The 22,925-nt window shown below is 60.4% G+C and carries 19 protein-coding genes and 1 pseudogene; 7 read left to right on the forward strand and 13 right to left on the reverse strand.

Features of this window, described 5'->3' with window-relative positions:
• Positions 1-4: 4 nt before the first annotated feature.
• Positions 5-343, reverse strand: a complete 339-nt coding sequence (locus ACQKP1_RS14125) for a hypothetical protein (protein WP_427275730.1) — start codon at positions 341-343, stop codon at positions 5-7.
• Positions 344-592: 249 nt separating this feature from the next.
• On the opposite strand from ACQKP1_RS14125, the gene ACQKP1_RS14130 reads away from it, so the two are divergent.
• Complete coding sequence (locus tag ACQKP1_RS14130; RefSeq protein WP_203017015.1) at positions 593-1,009, forward strand: hypothetical protein; 417 nt, start codon at positions 593-595, stop codon at positions 1,007-1,009.
• 48 nt (positions 1,010-1,057) lie between these two features.
• Here the strand turns inward: ACQKP1_RS14130 and ACQKP1_RS14135 are convergent, their stop codons facing one another.
• The 7 genes from ACQKP1_RS14135 to ACQKP1_RS14165 all read right to left on the reverse strand — a co-directional run bounded on the left by ACQKP1_RS14135 (position 1,058) and on the right by ACQKP1_RS14165 (position 8,447).
• On the reverse strand, positions 1,058-2,125 hold the full coding sequence (locus ACQKP1_RS14135; protein ID WP_427275731.1) for a hypothetical protein: 1,068 nt from the start codon (positions 2,123-2,125) through the stop codon (positions 1,058-1,060).
• A gap of 96 nt (positions 2,126-2,221) precedes the next feature.
• Positions 2,222-2,905, reverse strand: a complete 684-nt coding sequence (locus ACQKP1_RS14140) for a hypothetical protein (RefSeq protein ID WP_203017017.1) — start codon at positions 2,903-2,905, stop codon at positions 2,222-2,224.
• Positions 2,906-3,551: 646 nt separating this feature from the next.
• Positions 3,552-3,794, reverse strand: coding sequence for a hypothetical protein (locus tag ACQKP1_RS14145; RefSeq protein WP_425958821.1), 243 nt, complete (start codon positions 3,792-3,794; stop codon positions 3,552-3,554).
• Between the two features lie 369 nt (positions 3,795-4,163).
• A complete protein-coding gene (locus tag ACQKP1_RS14150; RefSeq protein ID WP_427275732.1) occupies positions 4,164-4,514 on the reverse strand; it encodes a hypothetical protein in 351 nt (116 codons plus the stop codon).
• A 76-nt stretch (positions 4,515-4,590) separates the two neighbouring features.
• Positions 4,591-5,055, reverse strand: a complete 465-nt coding sequence (gene queF / locus ACQKP1_RS14155) for a preQ(1) synthase (protein ID WP_427275733.1) — start codon at positions 5,053-5,055, stop codon at positions 4,591-4,593.
• Between the two features lie 17 nt (positions 5,056-5,072).
• Positions 5,073-5,981, reverse strand: a complete 909-nt coding sequence (locus ACQKP1_RS14160; protein WP_427275734.1) for a cation diffusion facilitator family transporter — start codon at positions 5,979-5,981, stop codon at positions 5,073-5,075.
• A gap of 204 nt (positions 5,982-6,185) precedes the next feature.
• Positions 6,186-8,447, reverse strand: coding sequence for a TonB-dependent receptor (locus ACQKP1_RS14165; RefSeq protein WP_427275735.1), 2,262 nt, complete (start codon positions 8,445-8,447; stop codon positions 6,186-6,188).
• A gap of 316 nt (positions 8,448-8,763) precedes the next feature.
• Between ACQKP1_RS14165 and ACQKP1_RS14170 the strand changes: the two are divergent.
• The 3 genes and pseudogenes from ACQKP1_RS14170 (at position 8,764) to ACQKP1_RS14180 (ending at position 9,667) form a co-directional block, all read left to right on the forward strand.
• Positions 8,764-9,042: pseudogene (locus tag ACQKP1_RS14170) on the forward strand (type II toxin-antitoxin system RelE/ParE family toxin).
• The gene (locus ACQKP1_RS14175; RefSeq protein WP_203020077.1) at positions 9,014-9,328 is read left to right on the forward strand and encodes a HigA family addiction module antitoxin; all 315 of its coding nucleotides are present in this window, start codon (positions 9,014-9,016) and stop codon (positions 9,326-9,328) included. The pseudogene ACQKP1_RS14170 and the gene ACQKP1_RS14175 overlap by 29 nt, the downstream one beginning before the upstream one ends.
• 78 nt (positions 9,329-9,406) lie before the next feature.
• On the forward strand, positions 9,407-9,667 hold the full coding sequence (locus ACQKP1_RS14180; protein WP_427275736.1) for a type II toxin-antitoxin system RelE/ParE family toxin: 261 nt from the start codon (positions 9,407-9,409) through the stop codon (positions 9,665-9,667).
• 44 nt (positions 9,668-9,711) lie between these two features.
• On the opposite strand, the gene ACQKP1_RS14185 is transcribed toward ACQKP1_RS14180, so the two are convergent.
• A complete protein-coding gene (locus ACQKP1_RS14185) occupies positions 9,712-11,901 on the reverse strand; it encodes an anthranilate synthase (RefSeq protein WP_427275737.1) in 2,190 nt (729 codons plus the stop codon).
• A gap of 287 nt (positions 11,902-12,188) precedes the next feature.
• Between ACQKP1_RS14185 and ACQKP1_RS14190 the strand changes: the two genes are divergently transcribed.
• The gene (locus ACQKP1_RS14190) at positions 12,189-13,097 is read left to right on the forward strand and encodes an extensin family protein (RefSeq protein WP_427275738.1); all 909 of its coding nucleotides are present in this window, start codon (positions 12,189-12,191) and stop codon (positions 13,095-13,097) included.
• 56 nt (positions 13,098-13,153) lie between these two features.
• Here ACQKP1_RS14190 and ACQKP1_RS14195 read toward each other — a convergent pair whose 3' ends face one another.
• From ACQKP1_RS14195 to putA, 3 genes are all read right to left on the reverse strand, one after another.
• Positions 13,154-15,406: a TonB-dependent hemoglobin/transferrin/lactoferrin family receptor gene (locus ACQKP1_RS14195; RefSeq protein WP_427275739.1), complete on the reverse strand. Its 2,253-nt coding sequence runs from the start codon at positions 15,404-15,406 to the stop codon at positions 13,154-13,156.
• A 238-nt stretch (positions 15,407-15,644) separates the two neighbouring features.
• Complete coding sequence (locus ACQKP1_RS14200) at positions 15,645-17,318, reverse strand: formate--tetrahydrofolate ligase (RefSeq protein WP_427275740.1); 1,674 nt, start codon at positions 17,316-17,318, stop codon at positions 15,645-15,647.
• A gap of 343 nt (positions 17,319-17,661) precedes the next feature.
• On the reverse strand, positions 17,662-20,781 hold the full coding sequence (gene putA, locus ACQKP1_RS14205) for a bifunctional proline dehydrogenase/L-glutamate gamma-semialdehyde dehydrogenase PutA (protein ID WP_427275741.1): 3,120 nt from the start codon (positions 20,779-20,781) through the stop codon (positions 17,662-17,664).
• 107 nt (positions 20,782-20,888) lie between these two features.
• Between putA and ACQKP1_RS14210 the strand changes: the two genes are divergently transcribed.
• Complete coding sequence (locus ACQKP1_RS14210; protein WP_427275742.1) at positions 20,889-21,353, forward strand: Lrp/AsnC ligand binding domain-containing protein; 465 nt, start codon at positions 20,889-20,891, stop codon at positions 21,351-21,353.
• Positions 21,354-21,508: 155 nt separating this feature from the next.
• Complete coding sequence (locus ACQKP1_RS14215; protein ID WP_427275743.1) at positions 21,509-22,225, forward strand: LuxR C-terminal-related transcriptional regulator; 717 nt, start codon at positions 21,509-21,511, stop codon at positions 22,223-22,225.
• Positions 22,226-22,236: 11 nt separating this feature from the next.
• Here the strand turns inward: ACQKP1_RS14215 and ACQKP1_RS14220 are convergent, their stop codons facing one another.
• On the reverse strand, positions 22,237-22,887 hold the full coding sequence (locus ACQKP1_RS14220) for a pyridoxamine 5'-phosphate oxidase family protein (RefSeq protein ID WP_427275744.1): 651 nt from the start codon (positions 22,885-22,887) through the stop codon (positions 22,237-22,239).
• Between the last annotated feature and the right edge of the window lie 38 nt (positions 22,888-22,925).

A 22,925-nucleotide genomic window follows, 5' to 3' on the forward strand; every position in this document is an offset into this window, starting at 1 on the left:
AGCCTCAATTGTTCAGGATGGAATTGTTGCTGTCGGTCTGGGTGATCGTTTGATCACCGGAATTGTCCTGATCGACAGTCACTGTATTTCCCGAGCCATTGATCGTGATGGTCGTGGCATTGCCGGTCTGCTGGGTCCCAAGACCGGCCGACGATCCGACGCCAGTCGCCGGGAACTTGCCCTGCAGTTCGAGGCGGGTACGCTCAAGGTTGAGAAGGACCTGGCGCTCGTTGGGTGTGCGAAACTGATAGGGACGATCCTCACCGAGGCCATTCGCGAGAGCAGCCGCAGGGCTGACGAGACCCAACGCAACAAGCCAGGCGACATGCGGAGAATTGATCATAATACCCCCATAACTTTATAGTTTACGCATCTCTTTCCACCCAATTACTAGGGGTTGGATAGCACTAAAGCCATCGAGACACAGCGGAAATATACACACAAAACAAGAGAGCAGAAAAGTCGCCGCTGGCTCGTTGCTGAAAGACAACACCTTGAAACAACAACAGGGGCGCATATTACGACGCTGGACAATAGACGATGAATGAAGCAAAAATTCTTTAAGCGAAGAGCGATTGTATAGGCGACTACGATGCGTATTTTTGCATATTTTACACTTGCATTAGGCCTTGGCGCGACACCGGCCGCGTCCGAGACAACCGCTGTCGAGAACATGGTGCGTGCCATGGTGGAACTGAAGCGAACCGGCGCGACATGCGAATCCTATGTCCGGGGTTCGCCGATGAGCGTAACGAGCAGCATTGACGCCTACTTCGCAACCTTGAACCAGCCGGTGCCGAATACCGTGGATCAACGCTCGAAGGACAGCATCGGCAAGCTGATAAAACAGCACGCCGCCTATGTTTGTTCGACAAAACTGGTGAAAGCGCAAGACAACTACCTTCGCGCGGCCGCGTCTTACATGGAGACGAAGCCGGCACAATGGCCTGACGCACCATGGATCGATTTCCCGCAATGGTGCCAGGATCCGGCCTGCGCAGATTATTGACAGTACTGAAACAGAAGATCACCACCTGAACAGGCAGCAGTCGTGCGATCAGCGCTCGATCACGACCGCATTGCCGGTCTGGGACACGGCGCCGGCGTTTGCGCCCTGGACGGTCTGACCATACTCGGCAGACTGCAGCACATCGACCACTTGTGACGTGCCGTCCGGTAGCGTTTTCTTCAGGACGATCACGTTGACATAGTTGTTCGAATTCTGAGTGATGTTCGGCGAAGTGATCGTCTGCGTCAGACCGTCGAGCGTGACCTGCTCGACCCGGTTGTTGACGATCTGCTGTCCATTGCTGGATGTCTGGCGGAGATAGCCGATGCTCTCCGCTTCGATGTAGTTCGCAATATTGATGCCGTTCTGACTGATCGATCCCCAACGCGCCCCATTTTGTAGCGTCACCACATTGTTGATGACCTGATCGCCGGAGAAATCGCGCACGACCTCATCGACATTGCGCGCGATGATGATGTTGCCGAGATTGGTACCCTCCTGGACAATCGCCCCGCCGGCCCCGACCCCGGTGACGTTGAGTCTGTTGTCGACAACCTGTTCGGCCTGCTTGGTGAAATTCTGCGAGCTCAGCGCCACCGACTGCTCGGAATAGACCAAATTCATGGTGTTGAGGCCGACCTGTCGCACTGTGTTCGGCAAGTCAGGCAGGACAAGATGGTTTATCGCGTGCTGCACAGAACCATCAGCGAAGTATTGCTCGACATTGCCGATATCGCCGCCGATCACAGCATTGCCGACATTGGAGGAATCCTGCTCGATCGACTCCAGGGCAGCAATGGTGTTCAGCACGATTTCATTCAGCGAAAGCTGTTTTCCGTCGAAATCCTGACGCACGCTTTTCAGCGCCCTATCATTGATATCGACGAGATTGCCCGCATTGCTGGCTATCTGCCGAACTCCAACTGCCGACGATGGTGCGCTCCAGTTCAACACCTGCGTCGCATCCTGCTGACTAGCGAAACGCTGCATGATCTGGGTAGAGCGCACGGCCTCACCAGACGCGACCAGTTCGAGAGGTTCCGCGGCCGGAAAGCCGGGCACCACAATGGCGACCCCACAGGCAACTGCGAGGGGAACTCGCAAACTCCGGAACATGACAACACGCATCCCGGCTCGTCATGAACCGGAACCCCTCAGACATCTATTGGAAGAAAATGGGGGCGAGTCGACACTCGCCCCCATCCAAACAAGTCACTCACCCGCGGTGATTGCACCGATAGAGTTGGCGACGTTCGTCGCGCTCTGCGTGACCTTCGATACGTTGTCGAGCGCACCGACGTAGTTCGCAGCAAGCTGGCCAGTTGTGAAGGTCTGAACGATGTTCAGATCTTCACTGACGCTGCCGAGCGAGACCAGGTTCGCCGCATTGAGAGCTGTCTGCGTGACGTCATTGATGTCATCGCTGCCATAGCCGCCATACTTCCCATGCTTCCAGCTGTAGGAGCCGACACCCTCAACCGCATTCAACGCGGACTGGCCGGCCGTCGTCGTCTGTGTGATCGAACCCGTCACGGAATCGACGGTGAGCGAGTTCAAGACGTTCGTCGCCGACTGCGTGACCTCGGACAGATCCTTGGAGAAGTTCACGTAGTTGGCAGCAAGCTGCGCGCCAGCCGCAACCTGGGTTACCACGTCGAGTTCTTCGTCCGGGAGGTTGATCAGGTTGGCAGCGTTCAAGGCTTCCTGCTCCACGCCGCTGACGTCTTTCCCGCCTTCGATCTTGTTCAACGCAGACTGGATGCCATTGAAGACCTGAAGCATGTTCACCTCAGGCGCCGGGACCGGCGGATTATGTGGCTTCGGCCACTTCGGGCCACCCGCCATCGCAGAAGTAGCCATCAACACAATGACCGAAGTTGCAAGAATAGTTTTCATAGTCTCTCTCCTCTGTTTTAACTTATCGCCCCGATTTCAATCTGTACTCATCCACCTCAGACAGAGATTAGGCAGCACAAGACGACAGAGCTTTCCACTCTCCAGACTATTCCGGAGAATCTACATGTATATTTTCATTTTTTAAGAGTCCCCGCGCGCCGGCAGAGACAATAAAACACCAACCCTGACGACACAGAACGAGCGCCGGTCGCGCCAAATCCGTTGCAAACGCCACAATATATATTTAGTTATTTTTATATGTGCAGCGCAATTCTTGCAATCATACGCAGAACGGCTGAAAGGAATAGAACCACACCTTAGTTGCCATGGTCAATACTTTACTAACACAAAATTAATGATGATTAATGACACTGGCGGAACTCAAAAATGAGTTTCGAATCAGATGTTTGATTATCATTGGTTGCGATAGCCACCATTACTTCGGCAAAACGGCTCATCCGTGGCGTGGCGCAAGTCGGGAATTTCGGACACAAGAGGCCTCCGGCGTGACCGCAGCCGATCCGATTTTAAGTAACTGTCACTGTTTACTTCGCGCCGTCGGCGACCTCAGTCACCTTCGGAGATGCCACCCTCGATGACAGGGAGAAGGCGGTTGCGATCATCGAGATTTGGTTTGCGACCTCCGCTATTCGACATAGATTTGCTCCGTGTTTCCGTGGACGACGGAGAACGGCTTGCGCTGACGTTTCTCATCATTGAAAAGTAACGATCGGGGGACGCGAATACCGGACGCTTTGGTCGAATCAGGAAAGAGACACGGACAGGTTGAAGCGCCTTGCACTTGCGGCGCCGCCTTGTCCAGGCTGACCGCAGCCCCAGCCTTTGCCCGCATCGATCCGTGCGAAAACGGGTCCTTGGTGGTCTGCATCTCCCTCCCACGCTTCGTGTCGATGCTGGCGATCCTCGCCTCGGTCAACGGTCTCGACCTCCTCCTCGCCGCAGCCACACGCTGCCTGTCGGTCGCAGCCCTAGCCGCCGTCGTCGGCATCTGCGCGTCGGCGACCTCCTCTCAGCATCGGGTTCCTGATTGCCGCCGCAGCACCGCATGTTACAGGCATCGCGCTTGGCCTCTGCGTAAGCCGCCTCGGCCCCATGGTCATAAGATGGATTGGCCTGATGACAACCTCAGGCGACGCTCTGATCGCCTTCGGCTGATCAAGCCCTATCCGAAGATGCAACAGGCGGTTCCTGGCCGCCGGTTTTGTTTGTACTGAGAGATATGACGCAGACGCTGACCTCAGTCCGGCGGATCGGTAACGAAGGGCATGATATCGACGCCATCACCGGGAAAAACGGTGATATGCGGATGGTCTTCGAAAAGCAGGGCTGCCGCCTCTGCCGTTTCCGCTTCGACAATCAGATAGCCGCAGATCCCATTTGTCGCCGGGGCTATGCCATGCTTGGTGACGCGCGTGGTCTTGCCAACCATGCCGCCTCGATTGACGATGGCGGCAGCGTTGCGCTCCTCCCAGGCCATCCAGTTCGGAATGCCCTCGGCATCGATCGCATCCTGCTCCGCCTTGGGCAGGTTACGGAAGCGCGCGAAGTCCTCGTGCTTCATCGTATAGACGGCAAGAAACTGTGGCATGAAGGGCCTCCGATCCGGATGCAACGGGCCGGAGGCTAGCGCTTCGGGCGCGGGAAGTCACCCGAAGCGTTTGAGATCAACCGCGTCCGCGATAGGTGGCGACGCCCTGTTCGGGGAGCCAGACGCCTTTTGGCGGCTCGCCGGTCTGCCAGAAGACATCGATCGGGATGCCGCCGCGGGGATACCAGTAGGCACCGATACGCAGCCACTTGGGATCCAGAAGTTCGACGATGCGCTTGGCGATATAGACCGAGCAATCCTCGTGGAAGGCGCCGTGATTGCGGAAGGAAAACAGGAAAAGCTTCAACGACTTCGATTCCACCAGCCAGTCCCCGGGAATGTAGTCGATGACGATATGGGCAAAATCCGGCTGACCGGTCATCGGGCAGAGCGAGGTAAACTCGGGTGCTGTGAAGCGCACGACATAATCCGTCCCGGCATTGCCGTTCGGCACCCGCTCGAGAATGGCGGTTTCGGGGCTGGTCGGGGCCTCCACGCTCTGGCCGAGCTGGGTCAGCCCTGAAGTATCGGTCTTGCTCATGATGGGATCCTTTGAATTTACCGCCCGAGTTCGATGCCGGCGCCATGCGCCATCTCGTTTTCGGGCTCAACGTGAATGGTAACGCGGGTGCCGGGCACGGCATCATGCACGGCCATTTCGAGCCGGTCGCAGATCAGATGAGCGTCGCGCACGTTCATCGTCGAGGGCACGACCAGATCGAAGGCGACGAAGGTCGCAGCCCCTGCCCGGCGCGAGCGCAGATAATGGACGCCCAGCGATCCTTCCGAATTGTCCTTGATCGCCTGCCGGATCGCCTCGGCTTCCTCGGGGGAGACGGCGACATCCATCAGCCCGGCGACGGATTGCGCGATTACCTTCCAGCCCTGCCAGATGATGTTGAGCGCAACGAGGATCGCAAGCACCGGATCGAGGATGGCATAGCCGGTCGCCAGCACCAGCAGCAGACCGACGATCACACCGACGGAGGTGACGACATCCGACATGATGTGCTGCCCATCGGCCGACAGCGCAGGCGAACGGTGGCTTCTGCCGACGCGGATGAGGATGGTCGCCCAGGCCGCATTGATCACGGCAGCAAGGCCGTTGATCGCAAGCCCAAGGAAGGGCGCATCGGGCAAGGTCGGGTTCTGAAGGGCCGGGATCGCCTCGCGGATGATGAGCAGTGCCGCCACCACGATCAGCACGCCCTCGAGAACGGCCGAGAGATATTCCGCCTTGTGGTGGCCATAGGGATGATCGTCATCCGCCGGCTTCTGCGCATAGCGGATGACGAAATAGGCAAGGAAGGCGGCAATCACATTGACGGTGGATTCCAACGCATCGGACAAGAGCGCGACCGAACCCGTCACCCACCAGGCGCAAAGCTTCAGCCCCATGACACCGAAGGCAAGCGGAATGCCGAAGAGCGCGAGCCGCCGAACGTAAGTGTTGTTGTCAGCCACCATGGCCTTTTCCCTGCAGATGCGAGTGAATTGCAGACGCAATTCCAAAACGACAAAACCGCCCGGCAAAGCGGGCGGTTCGTTGAAGTGTGAGCGTAATGCCGAAGGGTTGAGGAAAGGTCAAGGCAGGAGATGCTCTCTGCACAGAACCGAAAGGCCGCGCCGTGAACAGCGCGGCCAATTCCTTCGTCAGGGTGTTGTCAACGCTTAGAAATCGAAGGAGGCGGAGAGCATGAATGTCCGGGGTGCGCCGGCCGCGAGGAAACCACGCGCGGACGATGCCCAGTAGTTCTCGTTGAAGACGTTCTCGACATTCGCCCGGATTTCAATCGGCTTGCCGTTCTCACGTTCGAACTTGTAGCGCGCACCGAGATCGACGCGGGTCCAGCCATCGACCTTCTGCGTGTTGGCCTGGTCGTAGAAGGTACTGCCGCTGTAGACGAGGCGACCGGTGAGCGTCAGGTTCTCGATCGATGGCAGGTCATACTCGCCGTAAAGGCTGACCATCGTCTTCGGCACTCCCGGCGCATCCTTGCCGTCGAAGGCGCCATTGCGGGTCCGTGCCAGTTCCGCATCGAGGAACGTGACGCCGCCGAGGAGCCGCAAGCCGCCGATCGGCTCGCCGAAAGCGGAGAGTTCGATTCCGCGGTTCACCTGTAGACCGTCAACCGAATACATGTTCGTGGCAGCCGTAGTATACCCGCTCGCCTGTCGGATTTCGAACAGGGCGGCGGTAAACGCAACACTGCCGAGATCGTATTTGAAGCCGATTTCCTTCTGCTCGTTGACGAAGGGCTGGAACACCTCGTTGGCATTGGCGGCGGTCGCCGGGGCAATCGCCCCTTCCGTCAATGCTTCGACATAGTTGGCATAGACTGAGAGACCGTACATCAGGCGCAGATTGGCGGCAACGGCCGGGCTGAAACGGGCGTCGTCATAATAGTAGTTTTGCACGCCGACCGTCCCGCGATCGGGCCGGGTGTTGAAGCCCCTCTGGCGCATTTCCTGATAGCGGCCACCGAGTGTGACCTCGAGGCGCTCGTCGAAGAAACCCAGCGTGTCCGAAAACGCGACGCTGGTGGACAAGAGGTCGGCAAACAGCGGCAGGTTGTCCGATGTCGGCAGATTGAGACTGCTCACGGCGCTACCAGGCAGGTAGCTCGGATTGTAGATATTGGTCGAATAGGATCCGGGCAGCCCGAGTGCACCGGGCGCAAAGCCGCCACGGTAGTTCTCGTTGAGGCTCTTCTGCACCGAGAGATTGACCTTGTGGTTGACCGGGCCTGTCTCGAACTCTGAACGGATGCCGATTTCCCCGGAATAGCCATCGATCTGCTGCGGCTGGATCGCAAGCTCCGAGGTCGCATTGCCGTTGGCATTGTTGATCGTATAGGACGAGGTCAGGAAGTCCTCGCGATAGCGGCTGGCGCCCACGGCAGCATAAAGCGTCGTGTTGTCGAGCAGATCATATTCGACCCGGGCAGCAGCCATGCTGTGGGTGCTGTCGTGATATTCGAAGGGGCTCGCCGTATTGATACGGCCATCGGGAGCATCCGGGATCGCAATGCCGGAGGCCGCCGCATTGAACAGCGATGTCGGCGCATCGATCTTCTGGTTCGTATGACTAAGATCGAGCGAGGCGCGCACGTCTTCACCCTCGTAGTCGAGACCGAGCGAGGCAACGCCGACCTTGATCTCGTTACTGTCCATGGCGGTATCGCCGAAGCGGTAGGAGCCATTGGCGCGAATGCCCCATTCGCCGGCCGCGCCATAGCGGCGACCGACATCGAGATGGTTCCAGAACTGCCCGTCGCTGATATAGGTTGTCGTCAGGCGGGTCAGCGGTTCGTCGCTGGCGCGCTTGGGGATGAGATTGACGGTACCGCCGACACGGCCGATGCCGCCGTTGACGAAGGCAGTCGGACCTTTCAGAACCTCGACCCGCTCAATGCCTTCAAGGTAGCTGCGACGGGGATTGGCGATATAGGGCAGCCCGTCATAGAGCACGTCCAGATTGACCACCGAAAAACCGCGAATGAAGAAGGAATCGCGCTCGCTGAAGGCAGGCGCATCAGCGCGCACCGAGGGGTCGTTGAGCGTGATGTCGGCGACCGTGCGCGCTTGCTGGTCGCGGATCAGCTTTGCCGTATAGGCCGTGATGCTGAACGGCGTTTCCATGATTGAACGATTGCCGAGCGAACCGAGGCGGGCACCCTTGGCCACCTGGTTGCCGGCATAGGCTTCCGGCGGCTGGCCGACCGTTCCCGTGGCCGGCGGCTGGCCTTCGGCCGTCGTCGTCACCACGATCGGCGCAAGCCTCGTATCACCGTTCTCGGTGGCGCCGTCTTCGCTGGTCGCATCCTGGCCATGCGCCGAAACGACCGAGATCGCCAGAAGCGAAACGCCTGCAACAATGCTCCGCCTGCTCGCCTTCAGGCTTCGCGTGTGAGTTCCCCTCGACATGTGCATAAAAAGTCCCCTGTTACCAAAACACGATCAGCAGCGTCCGAGCCTTGCCGCAAAGCGCATCCTCGAAGCGAGGCTGCGCGCGCATGCGGCCGTTTCACCGGGTTCAACGCTGACCGAAGCCGTCCAACGACGGGACATGACCATTGAGACCACCGGCTCCTGACGCAGGCTGCCAAGGGAAAAACGATCGGGTCAGCGGGATTTTTCAGGGGAAAGAAAAAATCTTGAGAGATTTCATCATTATTCGAGTAGGGCGGGGGTAGGCATGGGCCAATGCCCTCCTTGCAGGCCATGACGCACTGCGTCATAGTGGATTATGATCCAGAGTTTCGCGGATGCCGAGACTGAACGCATCCGGTCAGCGAAGCCGAAAACTTCCGCCGGACATACAGGCTGTGGCGCTCAGGAAACTGCGCCTGATGAACAGTGCACGGAACCTGAACAACCTCCGCGTGCCGCCAGGAAACCGGCTGGAAGCGTTGAAAGGCAATCAGCTCGGCCAGCACAGCTCCGGCTCAACGACCAATGGCGCATTCGCTTCACCTGGAATGGCGGAGGACCAAGCGATGTCGGGATCGTCGACTATCATGACTGACCTTTTGCCCAACCCAAGTCCGGGGGACATCCTGCTTGAGGATTTCCTGAAGCCGATGGTGTTGAGCCAGAACGCCCTGGCGCGCGCCGTGAACGTGCCCCCTCGCCGCATCAACGAAATTGTGCTCGGCAAGCGTTCGCTGACCGCAGACACGGATCTACGGCTGGCGCGCTATTTCGGCGTTTCCGAAGGTTTCTTCCTCGGACTGCAAGCAGATTACGACCTCATGCAACGGCGGCGCGAGATCGAGGACGAATTGAAGCGGATCGAGCCGAGAGCCGCGTAACCAGTTCAACGTGCGGCCTGATTGCGGGGACGAAAACGGTCAGGCTTTCGATATCCACCTGTCCGACGTCGCAACACGGTGTTCGAAATCGAGATTGCCGAGATCGGCATCCGCACCTGGCTCATTCGGCAAGCCCAAACCTATCACAACGGCCTATTCGACCTTTTCGAGCTGATCGCATCGACACCTGAGATGGCCCGACAGAGAACCGAGTTATCGCCGCCGGTCCGGGTTCAGCGCAATCGAGCACACTTGGCGATTTACCTGATTGAAGACGGCGGCGGCGTGCTGATCGTTCGTGTTCGCCATGGTCGGGAAGATTGGCAGGAGGATATATGAGCCGATAGGCGCGACCGTTTCCAGCCGCGCCCCGCCTCAACCCCTCAAGCCGCCTTCACCTTCGCCCGCTTCGCCAGCTTCTCCACCACATTCTCGATCATCCGCATGCCGGCTTCGCCGCCGAGTGTCATGATCGATTCTGGGTGGAACTGGACGGCAGCGACCGGTTCCTTCGCGTGTTCGATACCCATGATCGTGCCATCTTCGCTTTCGGCGGTGATCATGAACTCACGCGGAAGCGACGACGGATCGGCGAAGATCGAGTGGTATCGGCCGACGGTCACTTCCTTGCCAAGCCCCGAGAAGACGAGGCCGGGTTCGAGCACACGAATACGCGACGGCTTGCCGTGCATCGGCACGGCGAGCTGGCGCAGCTCCCCGCCATAGGCTTCTGCCAGCGCCTGGAGACCAAGGCAGACCCCGAAAATTGGCAGTTCGCGGGCGCGGGCCTTCTTGATCGTCGCCTTGCAATCGAAATCCGTCGGTGATCCCGGGCCGGGCGAGAGCACGACGAGATCGGGCTTCAGGCTGTCGAAGATCTCTTCTGGCACCGGCGTGCGCACCGTATTCACGGTCGCGCCCGTCTGGCGGAAGTAGTTGGCCAACGTGTGGACGAATGAATCTTCGTGGTCGACAAGCAGGATATTGACCCCCTCGCCCACCCGGGCCACGCCGCGCTTGGAGGAAGCATCATTGCCGCTCTTGGCGTCACGGATCGCTGCAATCATGGCGGAGGCCTTCAGTTCGGTTTCGGCTTCTTCTTCCTGCGGGTCGCTGTCGTTCAAGAGCGTCGCACCGGCACGCACTTCGGCAATGCCATCCTTGATGCGCACGGTGCGGAGCGTAAGCCCCGTGTTCATGTCGCCGTTGAAGCCAACCATGCCGATGGCACCGCCATACCAGGCGCGCGGGCTCTTTTCGTGCTTCTCGATGAAGCGCATGGCCCACAGCTTCGGTGCACCCGTGACGGTGACAGCCCAGGCGTGGGACAGGAAGCCGTCGAAGGCATCCATGCCGTCGCGCAGGCGGCCTTCAATGTGGTCGACGGTGTGGATGAGGCGCGAATACATCTCGATCTGGCGCCGCCCGATGACCTTGACCGAACCCGGCTCGCAGACGCGGGACTTGTCGTTGCGGTCAACGTCGGAACACATCGTCAGCTCGCTCTCATCCTTCTTGGAGTTGAGCAGCTTCAGGATCTGCGCCGAATCCTCGATCGGGTCGGCACCGCGGCGGATTGTGCCGGAGATCGGGCAGGTCTCGATGCGGCGACCATTGACGCGCACGAACATCTCCGGCGAGGCACCGACGAGATATTCCTGATGGCCGAGATTGATGAAGAAGGAATAGGGCGAAGGGTTGATTTCCTTCAGCCGCTTGGAGATCTGCGATGGCTTGCTGTCACAGCGCTCCATGAACTTCTGGCCCGGCACCACCTCGAACAGGTCGCCCTTGCGGAAGCTTTCCTTGGCCTTGGTGACGAGTTCGGCATATTCGCCCGGACGATGATCGCCACGCGGCGGGATCGTGTCGGTATGCTGGAACGGCTCGGGTGCGATCTCTTCCGACTGGCCGATGGTGGTGACATCACCCTTGGTGAAGTCGTAGCGGTCGATCCAGGCCTTAGCGGAATAGTGGTCAACAACGAGGATCTCGTCGGGCAGGAAGAGCACCATGTCGCGCTGGTCATCGGGACGGATGAGCTTCAGGTCGATGGCATCGAACTGGAAGGCCAGATCATAGCCGAAAGCACCGAAGAGGCCGATGGCCGCGTCTTCTTCCGAATAGAACAGCGCCGTGATCGCGCGAAGAACCGTAAATACGGTCGGCATCTTCGAGCGCTCTTCTTCGGTAAACACACGCGACGGCGGCTTGACGTCGAGATCGAGGCGGGTGGCGGTGCGGGCACCGAGCGCGAGATCGTCCACGGAGGCGAGCGCCTGGGCAATCATGGTCAGCAGCGCTTCGCCGCGACCATTATATGTCTCGATCCAGACCTTGCGGCCGAAGGAGGAAATGCCGAGCGGCGGATCGACGATCGCCGTATCCCAGCGGGTGTAACGACCCGGATATTCGTAGTTGGACGAAAAGACGGCGCCGCGCCGCTCGTCGAGCTTGTCGACATAGGTGGAGATGGCATCGGCGTAGGGCGTTGGCCGGCGCTTGCGCGTGACGGTCACACCGCCGCGGGTCTGATAGGCTTCCGAGCCGTCTTCCTGCAAAATCGTCGACATGTCTGTCCTTTTCTGTTCTTCGAGGCCCTCTCCCGGCGCCTTGAATACAAAAAAGCCGCCTCAGGAGATTTTCCGGGCGGCTTTGGGGTCAATCGTCGAGAAGACATGACTGGTCAAGGCCGCGTCAGCGTGCCCACCACCAAGCAATGTTCTTCGAAACGATCTTCATGCGCCAAGGAATACCGTGGAGCCGCCGCCTTAGCAAGGGCGTTTTGCCATGCTCTGAAGATGAACTTTTCGGCGGCTCGCGCCTTTTCGACCTGGGGACTGGGGAACAGGAAGACGAGATGACGAAGACGATAGCGCCGACACTGGTCGGCCTCCTGCTTGCCTGGCCGATCGCGACCGGGCTCACCCTGCCCTCGCGCGGCCCCCTGCCGCAAATGCGACCGGAAGTGACGACGTCGGCACCAGATCCGGAAGCGAAACCGCCAGAAGAGGCAAAAGCTGCCGAGCCCCAGGACATTCCCACGCCGCAGAACAAGCCCACGGCTCCGGCAGGCGAGGCTGAGGAAGAAGCAAAGCCGGCGAGCCCCGCGGAGACAGAGGCCGAAAAGGACGAGGCGAGTGAGGGGGCCGAGCCGGATGCAGAGGAGCAAAAGGCCGTTGCCGTCGACCCGCCCCCGCCGGTCGAAGACCCGAAGGCTCTTGCCGCCTGCCTTGCCGATCTCAAGGCGATTGGCGCGCGCTTCGAGACAGACAAGGCCATTGATGACGCCGATGGCTGCGGCGTCGCGTCCCCGATCACGCTGACCAAGCTGCTCCCGGACGTCGCCCTTGAGCCGGTGGCCACCATCCGCTGCGAAACGGCATTGCAGCTGGCGCGCATGACACGCGACATGTTGAAACCGGCGGCAGAGGCCGCCTTCCCCGATAAGCCGAAGCTTACCGCCATCCGTCACGCCTCCGGCTATGTCTGCCGCAACAGGAATAGCCAGGAGACCGGTAAGGTATCAGAGCACGCCTATGGCAATGCGATCGACATTGCGGCCTTGCGCTTCGGCGACGAAGAGGAGCCTGTCATGATCGCAAAGCAGGATGACGGCACGGCCGAGGCTGCCTTCCAGCGCGCCTTCAACGCCATTGCCTGTCTCTACTTCACCACTGTGCTCTCCCCTGGCAGCGACGCCACCCACCAGGACCACATGCATCTCGACGTCATCAAGCGGAAGAGCGGCTACCGCTATTGCCGTTGACGCCATGAAAAAAGGCGGCGCATCGCTGCGCCGCCTTTCCATCGTTCTTGCTCTGATCAGAACTTCTGGGTGAGCGAGATTTTGAAGGTCGTTCCGGCTTCCGAGTAGAAGGCCGTGGGCTGGTTGGCCGAGCTTGCAGCATTCGGGTTGACCGATTCCACCCCGACCGCGTTCCAATAGGTCTTGTCGAAGATGTTGTAGACGCCAGCCTGGATGCGCAGCCCCTTCGCAGCCTCCGGTTCCCACCAGCCGGACACGTTGAAGACGCCGTAGCCGGGGGCATCGAAGGTGTTGGCGACGTTGTCATCGGGCATGGCGGCAGAGAAGATGCCGGTCAGCTGCGTTCCCCAGGTTTCCTGCTGATAGCCGAGGCCAAGGATAGCCTTGAGCGGCGCTACGCTGCGCAGCCGGGCATTGGTATCGCCGTATTCGCCATAGGCCACCGCCAGAGAGCCTTCCGCGAAGAAGCCGTTGGCAAAGTCTTTCCGCGTCTTGATCTCGGCACCGGAGATGCGGGCATCACGGACGTTCTCGTAGGTAAAGAGACTTGCCGGCTGTGGCGACACGCCAACGCGCGTCACGTTGTTGATGAAGTTGTCGTACATATTGTGGAACAGCGTCACGCTGCCGTTGAAATCACCCGTATTCCACTTGGCACCCACCTCGAAGCCATGCCCGGTCTCAGCCTCAAGATTGGGATTGCCGATGCTGGCATAGCCGCCCAGCGTGTTCGTGAAGTTGCCGTAGAGCTCGTCCACGGTTGGTGCACGATAGGCCATTGCCCACTGGGCAAAGACACCAACGCTTTCGTTCAGCTGATATTCGGCCAGAAGCTTCGGAGAGAAGTTGCTGTCGCTGAAGGATTTCGGAAGGCCGAAGGCATTGTAGCCGGTATTGCCACGATAGGCGGCCGAATCCTGCGGCTCATAATCGTGGAAGTCGAAGCGGATGCCCGGTGTGAGCGAGAAGCCGCTGTCGCCGAAAGTGATCTGATCCTCGATCGAGAAGCCCAGCGTCACGCCATCGACATCGGGTGCATCGGACTGCGAGACCACCGTCGCCGAGGCCGGGAAGGCCGAGATGAACTGGTGCGTTTCGAAGGTGGTGGCATTGCCGCGCAACCGCAATTGATGGCTAAGCGCGCCGGTGTCGAATTCGGAGACCAGCGAGCCGATCACCCCGAAATCCTGTTCCTCTGCCGAGTTGGCGCGGAGATATTGCGCGCCACTGTTGCGCAGACCGAAGGACCCGGCATCCTTGCTCAGTTGCTGCCAGTAGAGGCGCAGGCTGGCGGCCTGAACGAGCGTGTCGGTGGAAGGTGCCTCGTAGAAGTAATCGAGGGACACACGCTCGCGCCGGACGTCATCCCAGCCGAAATAGGCATCCGGGCGGAAGGTGGAAGCGGCAGTAGTCGTGGTGAACGTGGAAGACTGCAGCGTCTTGAGATTGCTGTCGCTCGTGTAGTCGTACCGCTCCGCGGTCAGACCGACGGTGTGACCACCCTCGAGCTTGTGACGGAACTTGAAGAGCAGGTTGTTGCGGACGAAGTCCATAGGGTTGGGCTCGGTGCGCGAGCTACCGTAGATATCAGCTGTGCCCTGGTTGTCTGTCTCGTGGCCGCGCGTGTAGGAGCCCTGGAAGAGCACCGAGGTATTTTCCACCTGCTTGGCCACAGCCAGGGAGTTGCTGAAGCTATTGTCTTCGCTGTCATAGCCGGTCTTTGCGACACCGCCCCAATTACGCCCCTCGGCGATCAGATCTTCCGGCTCAAGCGTGCGGGCAACGAGCGCGCCGCCGAGCGCGCCAGAGCCGACCTTGCTGGAATCGGCACCGCGCAGGACATCCAGTCCACCGAGCGAATCCACGTCGAAACTGTCTGGCTGACCATTGATGCCAGTCGTCGGTGAGCCCGCGCCGTTACGCGCAATGGTCTGCAGGAAGGGAACAGGAATCTCGTCCACCAGAACGGCAACGCGCGGGCCGGTCAGACCGCGGATGAACAGGCCACCGGTCCTGCCGGGCTTCGACTTGATGAAATCAATCCCGGCTTCGGTCGTATTGCCGAGGTCGCTCAGGTCCTTGATTTCCTTCTTCCGGATGTCGTCCGCCGTCGTCTCCGTGGCCAGAGGCGTATCGGCAACCGATCCGGCCGCCACCCGTTTGCCCTTCACCACGATCGTCTGCAGTTGCGTCTCGTCAGCATTCGTCGTGGTCGTTGCAGCAGTCTGCGCCTGGGCGGGCGCCAGCGAAGTGATCGCTGCGAGCGCCGTGCAGGCGAGCAAGATGGGGCGGAGGGACCGGGAGCGCATGGGTGTCGTCCTTTCGATGGCCGCAGGAAAGGGTTCCCGCTTCCGAGGGCGAAAGCGGATCGGCCGAATGTGATTGCGTCAAAAACGTGGCGGAGGCGTTGTTCCCGCCGTAATCATGCCGTATAAAACATGATTACTATCGTCAAGATATAAAACATGATTCTTTTCATCATGAATTATCACGCACTCGGACGTGACGGAAATACCACAAGATTTCAGTGGTAATTTTCAGGACCGACTAAAACAGCCCCTCGATGGCGCCGTCCGTATTGAGCCGGATCCTTTCCGAGGACGGCACGCGCGGCAGGCCCGGCATGGTCATGATCTCGCCCGTGATTGCGACGATGAAGCCGGCGCCGGCCGAGAGCCGCACCTCGCGAACATGCACTTCGTGGCCCTCAGGCGCCCCCCGCAGTGTCGGATCGGTGGAAAAGGAATACTGCGTCTTCGCCATGCAGACCGGCAGATCCCCATAGCCCTGCCTCTCCCAGTCAGCCAATTGCTCACGGACCGCCTTGTCGGCGGTCACTTCGCCGGCCCGGTAGATCTCGGCTGCGATCCGTTCGATCTTAGAAAAGAGCGGCATGGCATCGGGATAGAGCGGACGAAACACCGACGGCGTCGCGGCAATCCGGACCACCGTTTCGGCAAGCTCGGTGATCCCCGCCGAGCCGTCTGCCCAGTGCCGGCAGAGCACGGCTTCTGCTCCGAGACCTTCGGCCACCGCCTTGACGGCGGCGATCTCAGCTTCGGTATCACTGGTGAAATGGTTGATCGCCACCACCGCCGGCACGCCGAACTTGGCGAGGTTTTCCAGATGCCGCGCCAGATTGACGGCACCCCGCTCGACCGCTGCGACGTCCTCGCGTCCCAGATCCTCCTTGGCGACGCCGCCATTCATCTTCAGCGCCCTGACCGTCGCCACGAGGACGACGGCCGAAGGCGTGAGCCCCGCCTTGCGGCACTTGATATCGAAGAACTTTTCCGCACCGAGATCGGCGCCGAAGCCGGCCTCGGTCACCACATAGTCGCCAAGCTTCAGCGCTGTCTTCGTTGCCACCACGGAATTGCAGCCATGGGCGATATTGGCGAAGGGGCCGCCATGGACGAGTGCCGGATTGTTTTCGAGCGTCTGAACAAGGTTCGGCTGCAGGGCCTCCTTAAGCAACACGGCCATGGCGCCATCGGCCTTCAGGTCGCGGGCAAAGACAGGTGTCTTGTCGCGACGATAGCCGATGATAATGGCACCCAGGCGCCGCTCCAGGTCTTCGAGATCTGTGGCGAGGCAGAGGATCGCCATGACTTCCGATGCAACCGTGATATCGAAGCCCGCCTCGCGCGGGAAACCATTGGACGCGCCGCCGAGCGACGTCACGATCTGGCGCAGCGCCCGATCGTTCATGTCCATGACCCGGCGCCAGGTGATGCGGCGCGTGTCGATGTTAAGCTCGTTGCCCCAGTAGATGTGATTGTCGATCAGCGCCGACAGCAGATTGTGGGCCGAGGTGATCGCGTGGAAATCACCGGTGAAATGGAGATTGATGTCCTCCATCGGCACGACCTGCGCATAACCGCCACCCGCCGCCCCGCCCTTCACCCCGAAACAGGGGCCGAGCGAGGGTTCCCGGATGCAGATGACGGCTTTTTTGCCGATGCGGTTCAGCCCGTCGCCGAGACCGACGGTCGTCGTCGTCTTGCCCTCGCCCGCCGGTGTCGGATTGATCGCCGTCACCAGGATCAGCTTGCCATCGGGACGATCCGACAGCCCCCTGATGAAGCTGGCGGAGATCTTCGCCTTGTCGTGGCCGTAAGGAATGAGGCTTTCGGAGGGAATGCCGAGCTTGCAGCCGATCTCCTGGATCGGCTTTTTCCTGGCTGCGCGCGCAATCTCAATGTCGGATGGTACGGTCATGTGTCCCTGCCCCTCATGTGTGCCGAGAAGATCGGACGACGCAGCCCGGCTGGCAAGCAGGTTAGAGGACTTTTTTCACAGCGAAGGGGATGAGGCTGAATGCGACATGAGACCTCTCGCTCCCGCGGAGCCCGCCCCTCTGCCCTCCTGAGTTTGCCGAAGGACGGCATCTCCCCCACACGGCAGGAGAACGGAATGAGGTGCGCGCCCCGAGGGGGAGGGTCGGAGCGAAGCTCCGGGGTGGGGTGCCCCCTCCCGGCGCAATCAACATGTCTGGCATAGGTTTCGTCCCCACCCGCCGCTTCGCGGCGCCCCCCCCTCAAGGGGGAGGTGGGCAAGCCAATCAACCCTCGCCGATCGCGATCAGGCTGGCATTGCCGCCGGCAGCGGCCGTGTTCACCGAGATCACCTGCTCGACCGCAAAGCGGCTCAAATAAGCCGGTCCACCCGCCTTGAATCCGGTGCCAGACATGCCGGAGCCACCAAAGGGCTGGGTGCCGACGACGGCGCCGATCATGTTGCGGTTGACATAGATATTGCCGGTGTCGAGCGCTTCGGTGACCTTGCGGATGGTGGCCTCGATGCGGCTGTGCACGCCGAGCGTCAGTCCGTAGCCGGTGGCATCGATCGAGACGATGACCTGATCGAGTGCCTTTGCCTTCCAGCGCACGACGTGCAGCACGGGGCCGAAGATCTCCTTGGTCAAGGCTTCGGGACGATCGAGCTCGACGATATGCGGGGCAAAGAAATTGCCAGTGGCCGGCACCTTGCCGGCATAGCGCACCTTCTGGCTCCGCTTCATCTCGGTGATATGGGCCTCCAGCATCGCCTTCTGCTTTTCGTCGATGACAGGGCCGATATCGGTGGTGATCTCAAGCGGATTGCCGAGATTGAGCTCGCGGGCCGCCCCCTCGATCATCTCCAGCATGCCATCGGCAATGTCTTCCTGCAGATAGAGGATGCGGAGCGCCGAGCATCGCTGGCCCGCCGAGCGGAAGGCGGACATCACGACATCGTCGGCCACCTGTTCGGCAAGCGCCGTCGCATCGACGATCATGGCGTTGAGGCCACCAGTTTCGGCAATCAGCGGCACGATCGGACCGTCCTTGGCAGCCAGCGTCCGGTTGATCGCCTGGGCCGTGCCCGTCGAGCCGGTAAAGGCGATGCCGGCGAGCTTTGGATGGGCAGCGATGGCAGCCCCCACGTCGCCGGCGCCGGGCATGAGCATCAGTACGTCTTCCGGGACACCCGCCTTGTGGAAGAGCTTGACGGCCTCAAAAGCGATCAGCGGCGTCTGCGGCGCGGGCTTGGCGATGACGGCATTGCCGGCGACCAAGGCAGCCGAGACCTGGCCGAGGAAGATGGCGAGCGGGAAATTCCACGGTGAAATGCAGGCGAAGACGCCACGACCGCGCCAGGACAAACGATTGAGCTCGCCGGTCGGGCCCGGCATGACTTCGGCCTCGCCGAACTGCTTGCGGGCTTGGGCTGCATAATAGCGGCAGAAATCGACCGCCTCGCGGATTTCGGCAACGCCGTCGTCCAGCGTCTTGCCAGCTTCGAGCGCAAGCAGCGCCAGGAGACGGTCACGATCGGCCTCCAGCAGGTCGGCAAGCGTGTCCAGCGTTGCCGCGCGCTCTTCGACCGATGTGCGCGACCACAGAGCAAAGCCTTGTCGTCCAGCAGCAAAGGCGCGGTCGACATCGGCAGGCGTCGCATTGCGCACGGTCCCGACCTTGCGAGAGCGGTCGGCGGGCGACAGCACGGCCTCGTCGCTGGTCGCGCCGGTTGCCCCCGGAACCAGCGGACGCGCCGCGATCTCAGGGAACGGCTGGCCGATGCGGGCCATCAGCCGCTCGAGATTGTCGCGATGGCCGAATTCGAAGCCGGCGCTGTTTCGGCGGTCACTGTAGAGATCAAGCGGCATGGGGATCTGGCTGTGGCGGGCGCTCTGACCATTGCCGAGGCCGAGCTTTTCGGTCGGCCGCTCCAAAAGTGCCGTCACCGGGATATTTTTGTCACCGGCAACGGCGACGAAGGAGGAGTTGGCACCGTTTTCGAGCAGGCGACGGACGAGATAGGCGAGCAGGTCGCGGTAGCCGCCGACAGGCGCATAGATACGGCAGGCAATACGATCATTGCCCGACAGCAGCGTATCGTAGAGGGCCTCGCCCATGCCATGCAGGCGCTGGAACTCGAAGCCGGAGCGATCGGCACCGGCAAGCTCGATGATTGTCGATACGGTGAGCGCATTGTGGGTGGCAAACTGCGGGAAGATGCGGGCGCGCTTTTCCATCAGCTTCGCCGCGCAATGCAGATAGGAGAGATCCGTCGCCTGCTTGCGGGTCCAGACCGGGTAGTCGTCGAGGCCGCGCTCTTGGGCGCGCTTCACTTCCGTATCCCAATAGGCGCCCTTGACCAGGCGCACCATCATCCGGCGACCATACTGCTGGCAGAGGCCGTCGATGTAATCGATCACCTGCGGCGCACGCTTCTGATAGGCCTGAATGGCGAGACCGAAACCGTCCCAGCCTGATAGGGTCGGATCGGCAAAGACGGCAGCGATCACATCGAGAGAGAGTTCGAGACGGTCGGCCTCTTCGGCATCGACGGTAAAATTCAGCTGATGGGCTTTCGCCATCTGCGCGAGTTTCAGGAGATCCGGCACCAGTTCACGCATCACCCGGTCGCGATGGGTGGCGAGATAGCGGGGATGCAGCGCCGAGAGCTTGACGGAGATGCCCATGCGGTTCGGCAGTTGCTGGCTCTTCCCGTGTTTTGCCATATGCGCGCCGATCGCTTCGATGGCGCTGGCATAGGACTGGAAGTAGCGCTTGGCGTCTTCGGCCGTTCGCGCGCCTTCTCCCAGCATGTCGAAAGAGTGACGATAGCCGCGCTCCTCGCTCTTAGCTGCACGCGACAGCGCGTCCTTGATCGTCTCGCCGAGCACGAAGTGATGACCGAGGAAGCGCATCGCCTGCTTGGTGGCGGAGCGAACCGTGGGCAGACCGAGGCGCTTGACCAGACCACGCATGACGCCTTCAGGCGTCTCGCCGGGACGGATGACGCGGGCGGAGAGGCCGAGCGCCCAGGCAGAGGCAGAGACGAACCAGCTGTCACCATGCGCCTCGTGTTCGCTCCAGCCGCCCTCCTTCAGCTTGTCCTCGATCAGGCGATCCTGGGTGAGCGCATCCGGCACACGCAGAAGCGCTTCGGCAAGCACCATCAGCGCCAGACCTTCACGGGTCGACAATCCGTATTCGCGCAAAAAGTCCTCGACGCCGCCGACTGAACCGGAATTGTTTCTGATGGCATCGATATAGGTCGTGGCCCGCCGGTCGATGGCGCCGTTCTGGCTCTCCGAGAGCGACAGGCGCGAGGCGAAATGGCGGATGAGCTGGTCGTCGTCGCCGGCATAGGGGGCTTCGAAGCGCGGGAAATCGGTCGTGGCTGGCTTGATCATTATCACCTCCGTGGTATCCGCAACATATCTTCGGATTTACCGACTTTCCCACTATTCTTTGGTCACTTCTCTGGCATATTCACTAGAGAAATGGAGTTTGGCAGAGAATGAGTAAAGAACTGGATCGCCTTGACCGCAAGATCCTGCGCGCCCTGCAGTCCGAGGGTCGTCTGACCAATATCGAGCTTGCCGAACGGGTGAACCTGTCGCCCACCGCGACCGCGGAGCGGGTCCGCCGCCTGACCCGGGAAGGATATATCACCGGCTACATGGCGATGCTCTCACCCCAGAAGCTCGGACGCAATCTCCTGGTCTTCATCGAAGTGAAGCTCGATCGTACCACGGCGGATGTTTTCGACACCTTCGCGGCGGCCGTGAAGCGATCGGACGACGTGATGGAATGCCACATGGTTGCCGGTGGCTTCGACTATCTGGTCAAGGCGCGGGTCGCCGGCATGGAGGCCTACCGGCAATTCCTCTCCGAGGTCATCTTGCCCCTTCCGGGCGTGCGCGAAACCCACACCTACGCGGTGATGGAAGAGGTGAAGGCTGTGTCGGCCCTGCCCGTTTGAATATCAGGCTAACAGGCACTTGCCATTTTGATCGGCAGCGGTCAGACATTAGTCATATTAATCGTGACAGACCCCGAAAAACTGCTAGCTTTTCGTTTGGACTGATATATTGGTCTTAAACTTCCGAATTGATGTCAACTTTCGAAATTGATAAGATGTTTCCAGAAAGACAGGCACTCTTGAGCGAGCATATCGGGAGCTGTCAGAGCCGCGCCGAGCTGATGGACAGTTGGTCCCGGGCAGCGCGTGAATACGGCCTTGAGTATGTGAGCTTGGCAGCCGCGCCCACGGCCCAGGACAAGTTGCTCGGCCCGCTGGTGCGGGAAACGACGCTTCCGGCCGATTTTTGCCGAGAATTCGATCGTTTCGAATTCCTCAAACACTGCCCGACAGTCACGCATATCAGCCGGTCGATCATGCACAATGCCTGGACGATCGGACCGGATGGGTCGGCCCCGACATTTGACTGCCCGCCGGAATTTTCCGCCCTGATGCTGAAATACCGGCTGATCACTGGCATTCTCTTTTCGATAAATTCCGTCGACGGGAGCCGCTTCGTCGTCCGCTATGACGGCGACCGCAGCCCGCTGGCCATGCCGGAGATCAACGAGCTTTCGATGCTGAGCATCCAGGCCTTCGACGTCTTCGACCGGTTGCGCCGCACGGCAGGCAATTCCAACGTCTTGTCGGCACGCGAACTCGAAGTCGTGCGCTGGACATCGCAGGGCAAGACCTCGCTCGAAATCGGCCAGATCCTCTCGCTCTCGGACCACACCGTGAACGCCTACATGACCAATGCGATCCGCAAGCTCGATTGCGTCAACCGCACGCAATTGGTCGCCAAGGCGATCCGCATGAAGATCATCAACTGAGGCAGTAATCCTCAATAGAGGGTCTGGCGATAATCATTCTCCAGGTCTTCGTCCATCTTGCTCATCACCTGCTGATCGGTGGGTGCCCCGTTCGTGTCGTCTAGAATCATCTTGATCAGGGACGGCATATCGCTCCTGTCCTGCCGATTAGCGGGATCCCAGAGATGCGAGCGGCGGAATGCCTTTGCGCAATGCAGGAAGACCTCATCGATCTCCACCACGATTGCCAGTCTCGGACGTCGGCCATCCACGGCCATGGCCTCTAGGAGGTCCGGCTGCGTGCTGAGTCTTGCACGACCATTGACGCGTAGGGTCTCGTCGTAACCCGGGATCATGAACAGAAGGCCGACCGATGGATTGGCCATGATGTTCTCCAGCGTATCGAGCCGATTGTTGCCGGGTCGGTCGGGGATCGCCAGGGTGCCGGCATCGATGATCTGGACGAAACCCGGCGCATCGCCCCGCGGGCTGACATCGGCCCTACCCTCCGCCCCCTGCGTCCCGATGCACAGAAACGGCGACCGCCGGATGAAGGCCTCGGCATGGGGGCCAAGTGTCGAACGCTGCTTCGTCACCGCAAGCGCGTGCACCGGCTCATAGAGACGCCGCAATGCGGCCAAATCCTGCACCACAAATTCCGGCTTCAATTCAACCCCGCTCATCGTTTCGCCCTCCATCGCATGACAAATCTGAGGTACGT

Origin of the sequence: Allorhizobium sp. NPDC080224, assembly GCF_050281005.1 — a bacterium.
Lineage (GTDB): Bacteria > Pseudomonadota > Alphaproteobacteria > Rhizobiales > Rhizobiaceae > Allorhizobium.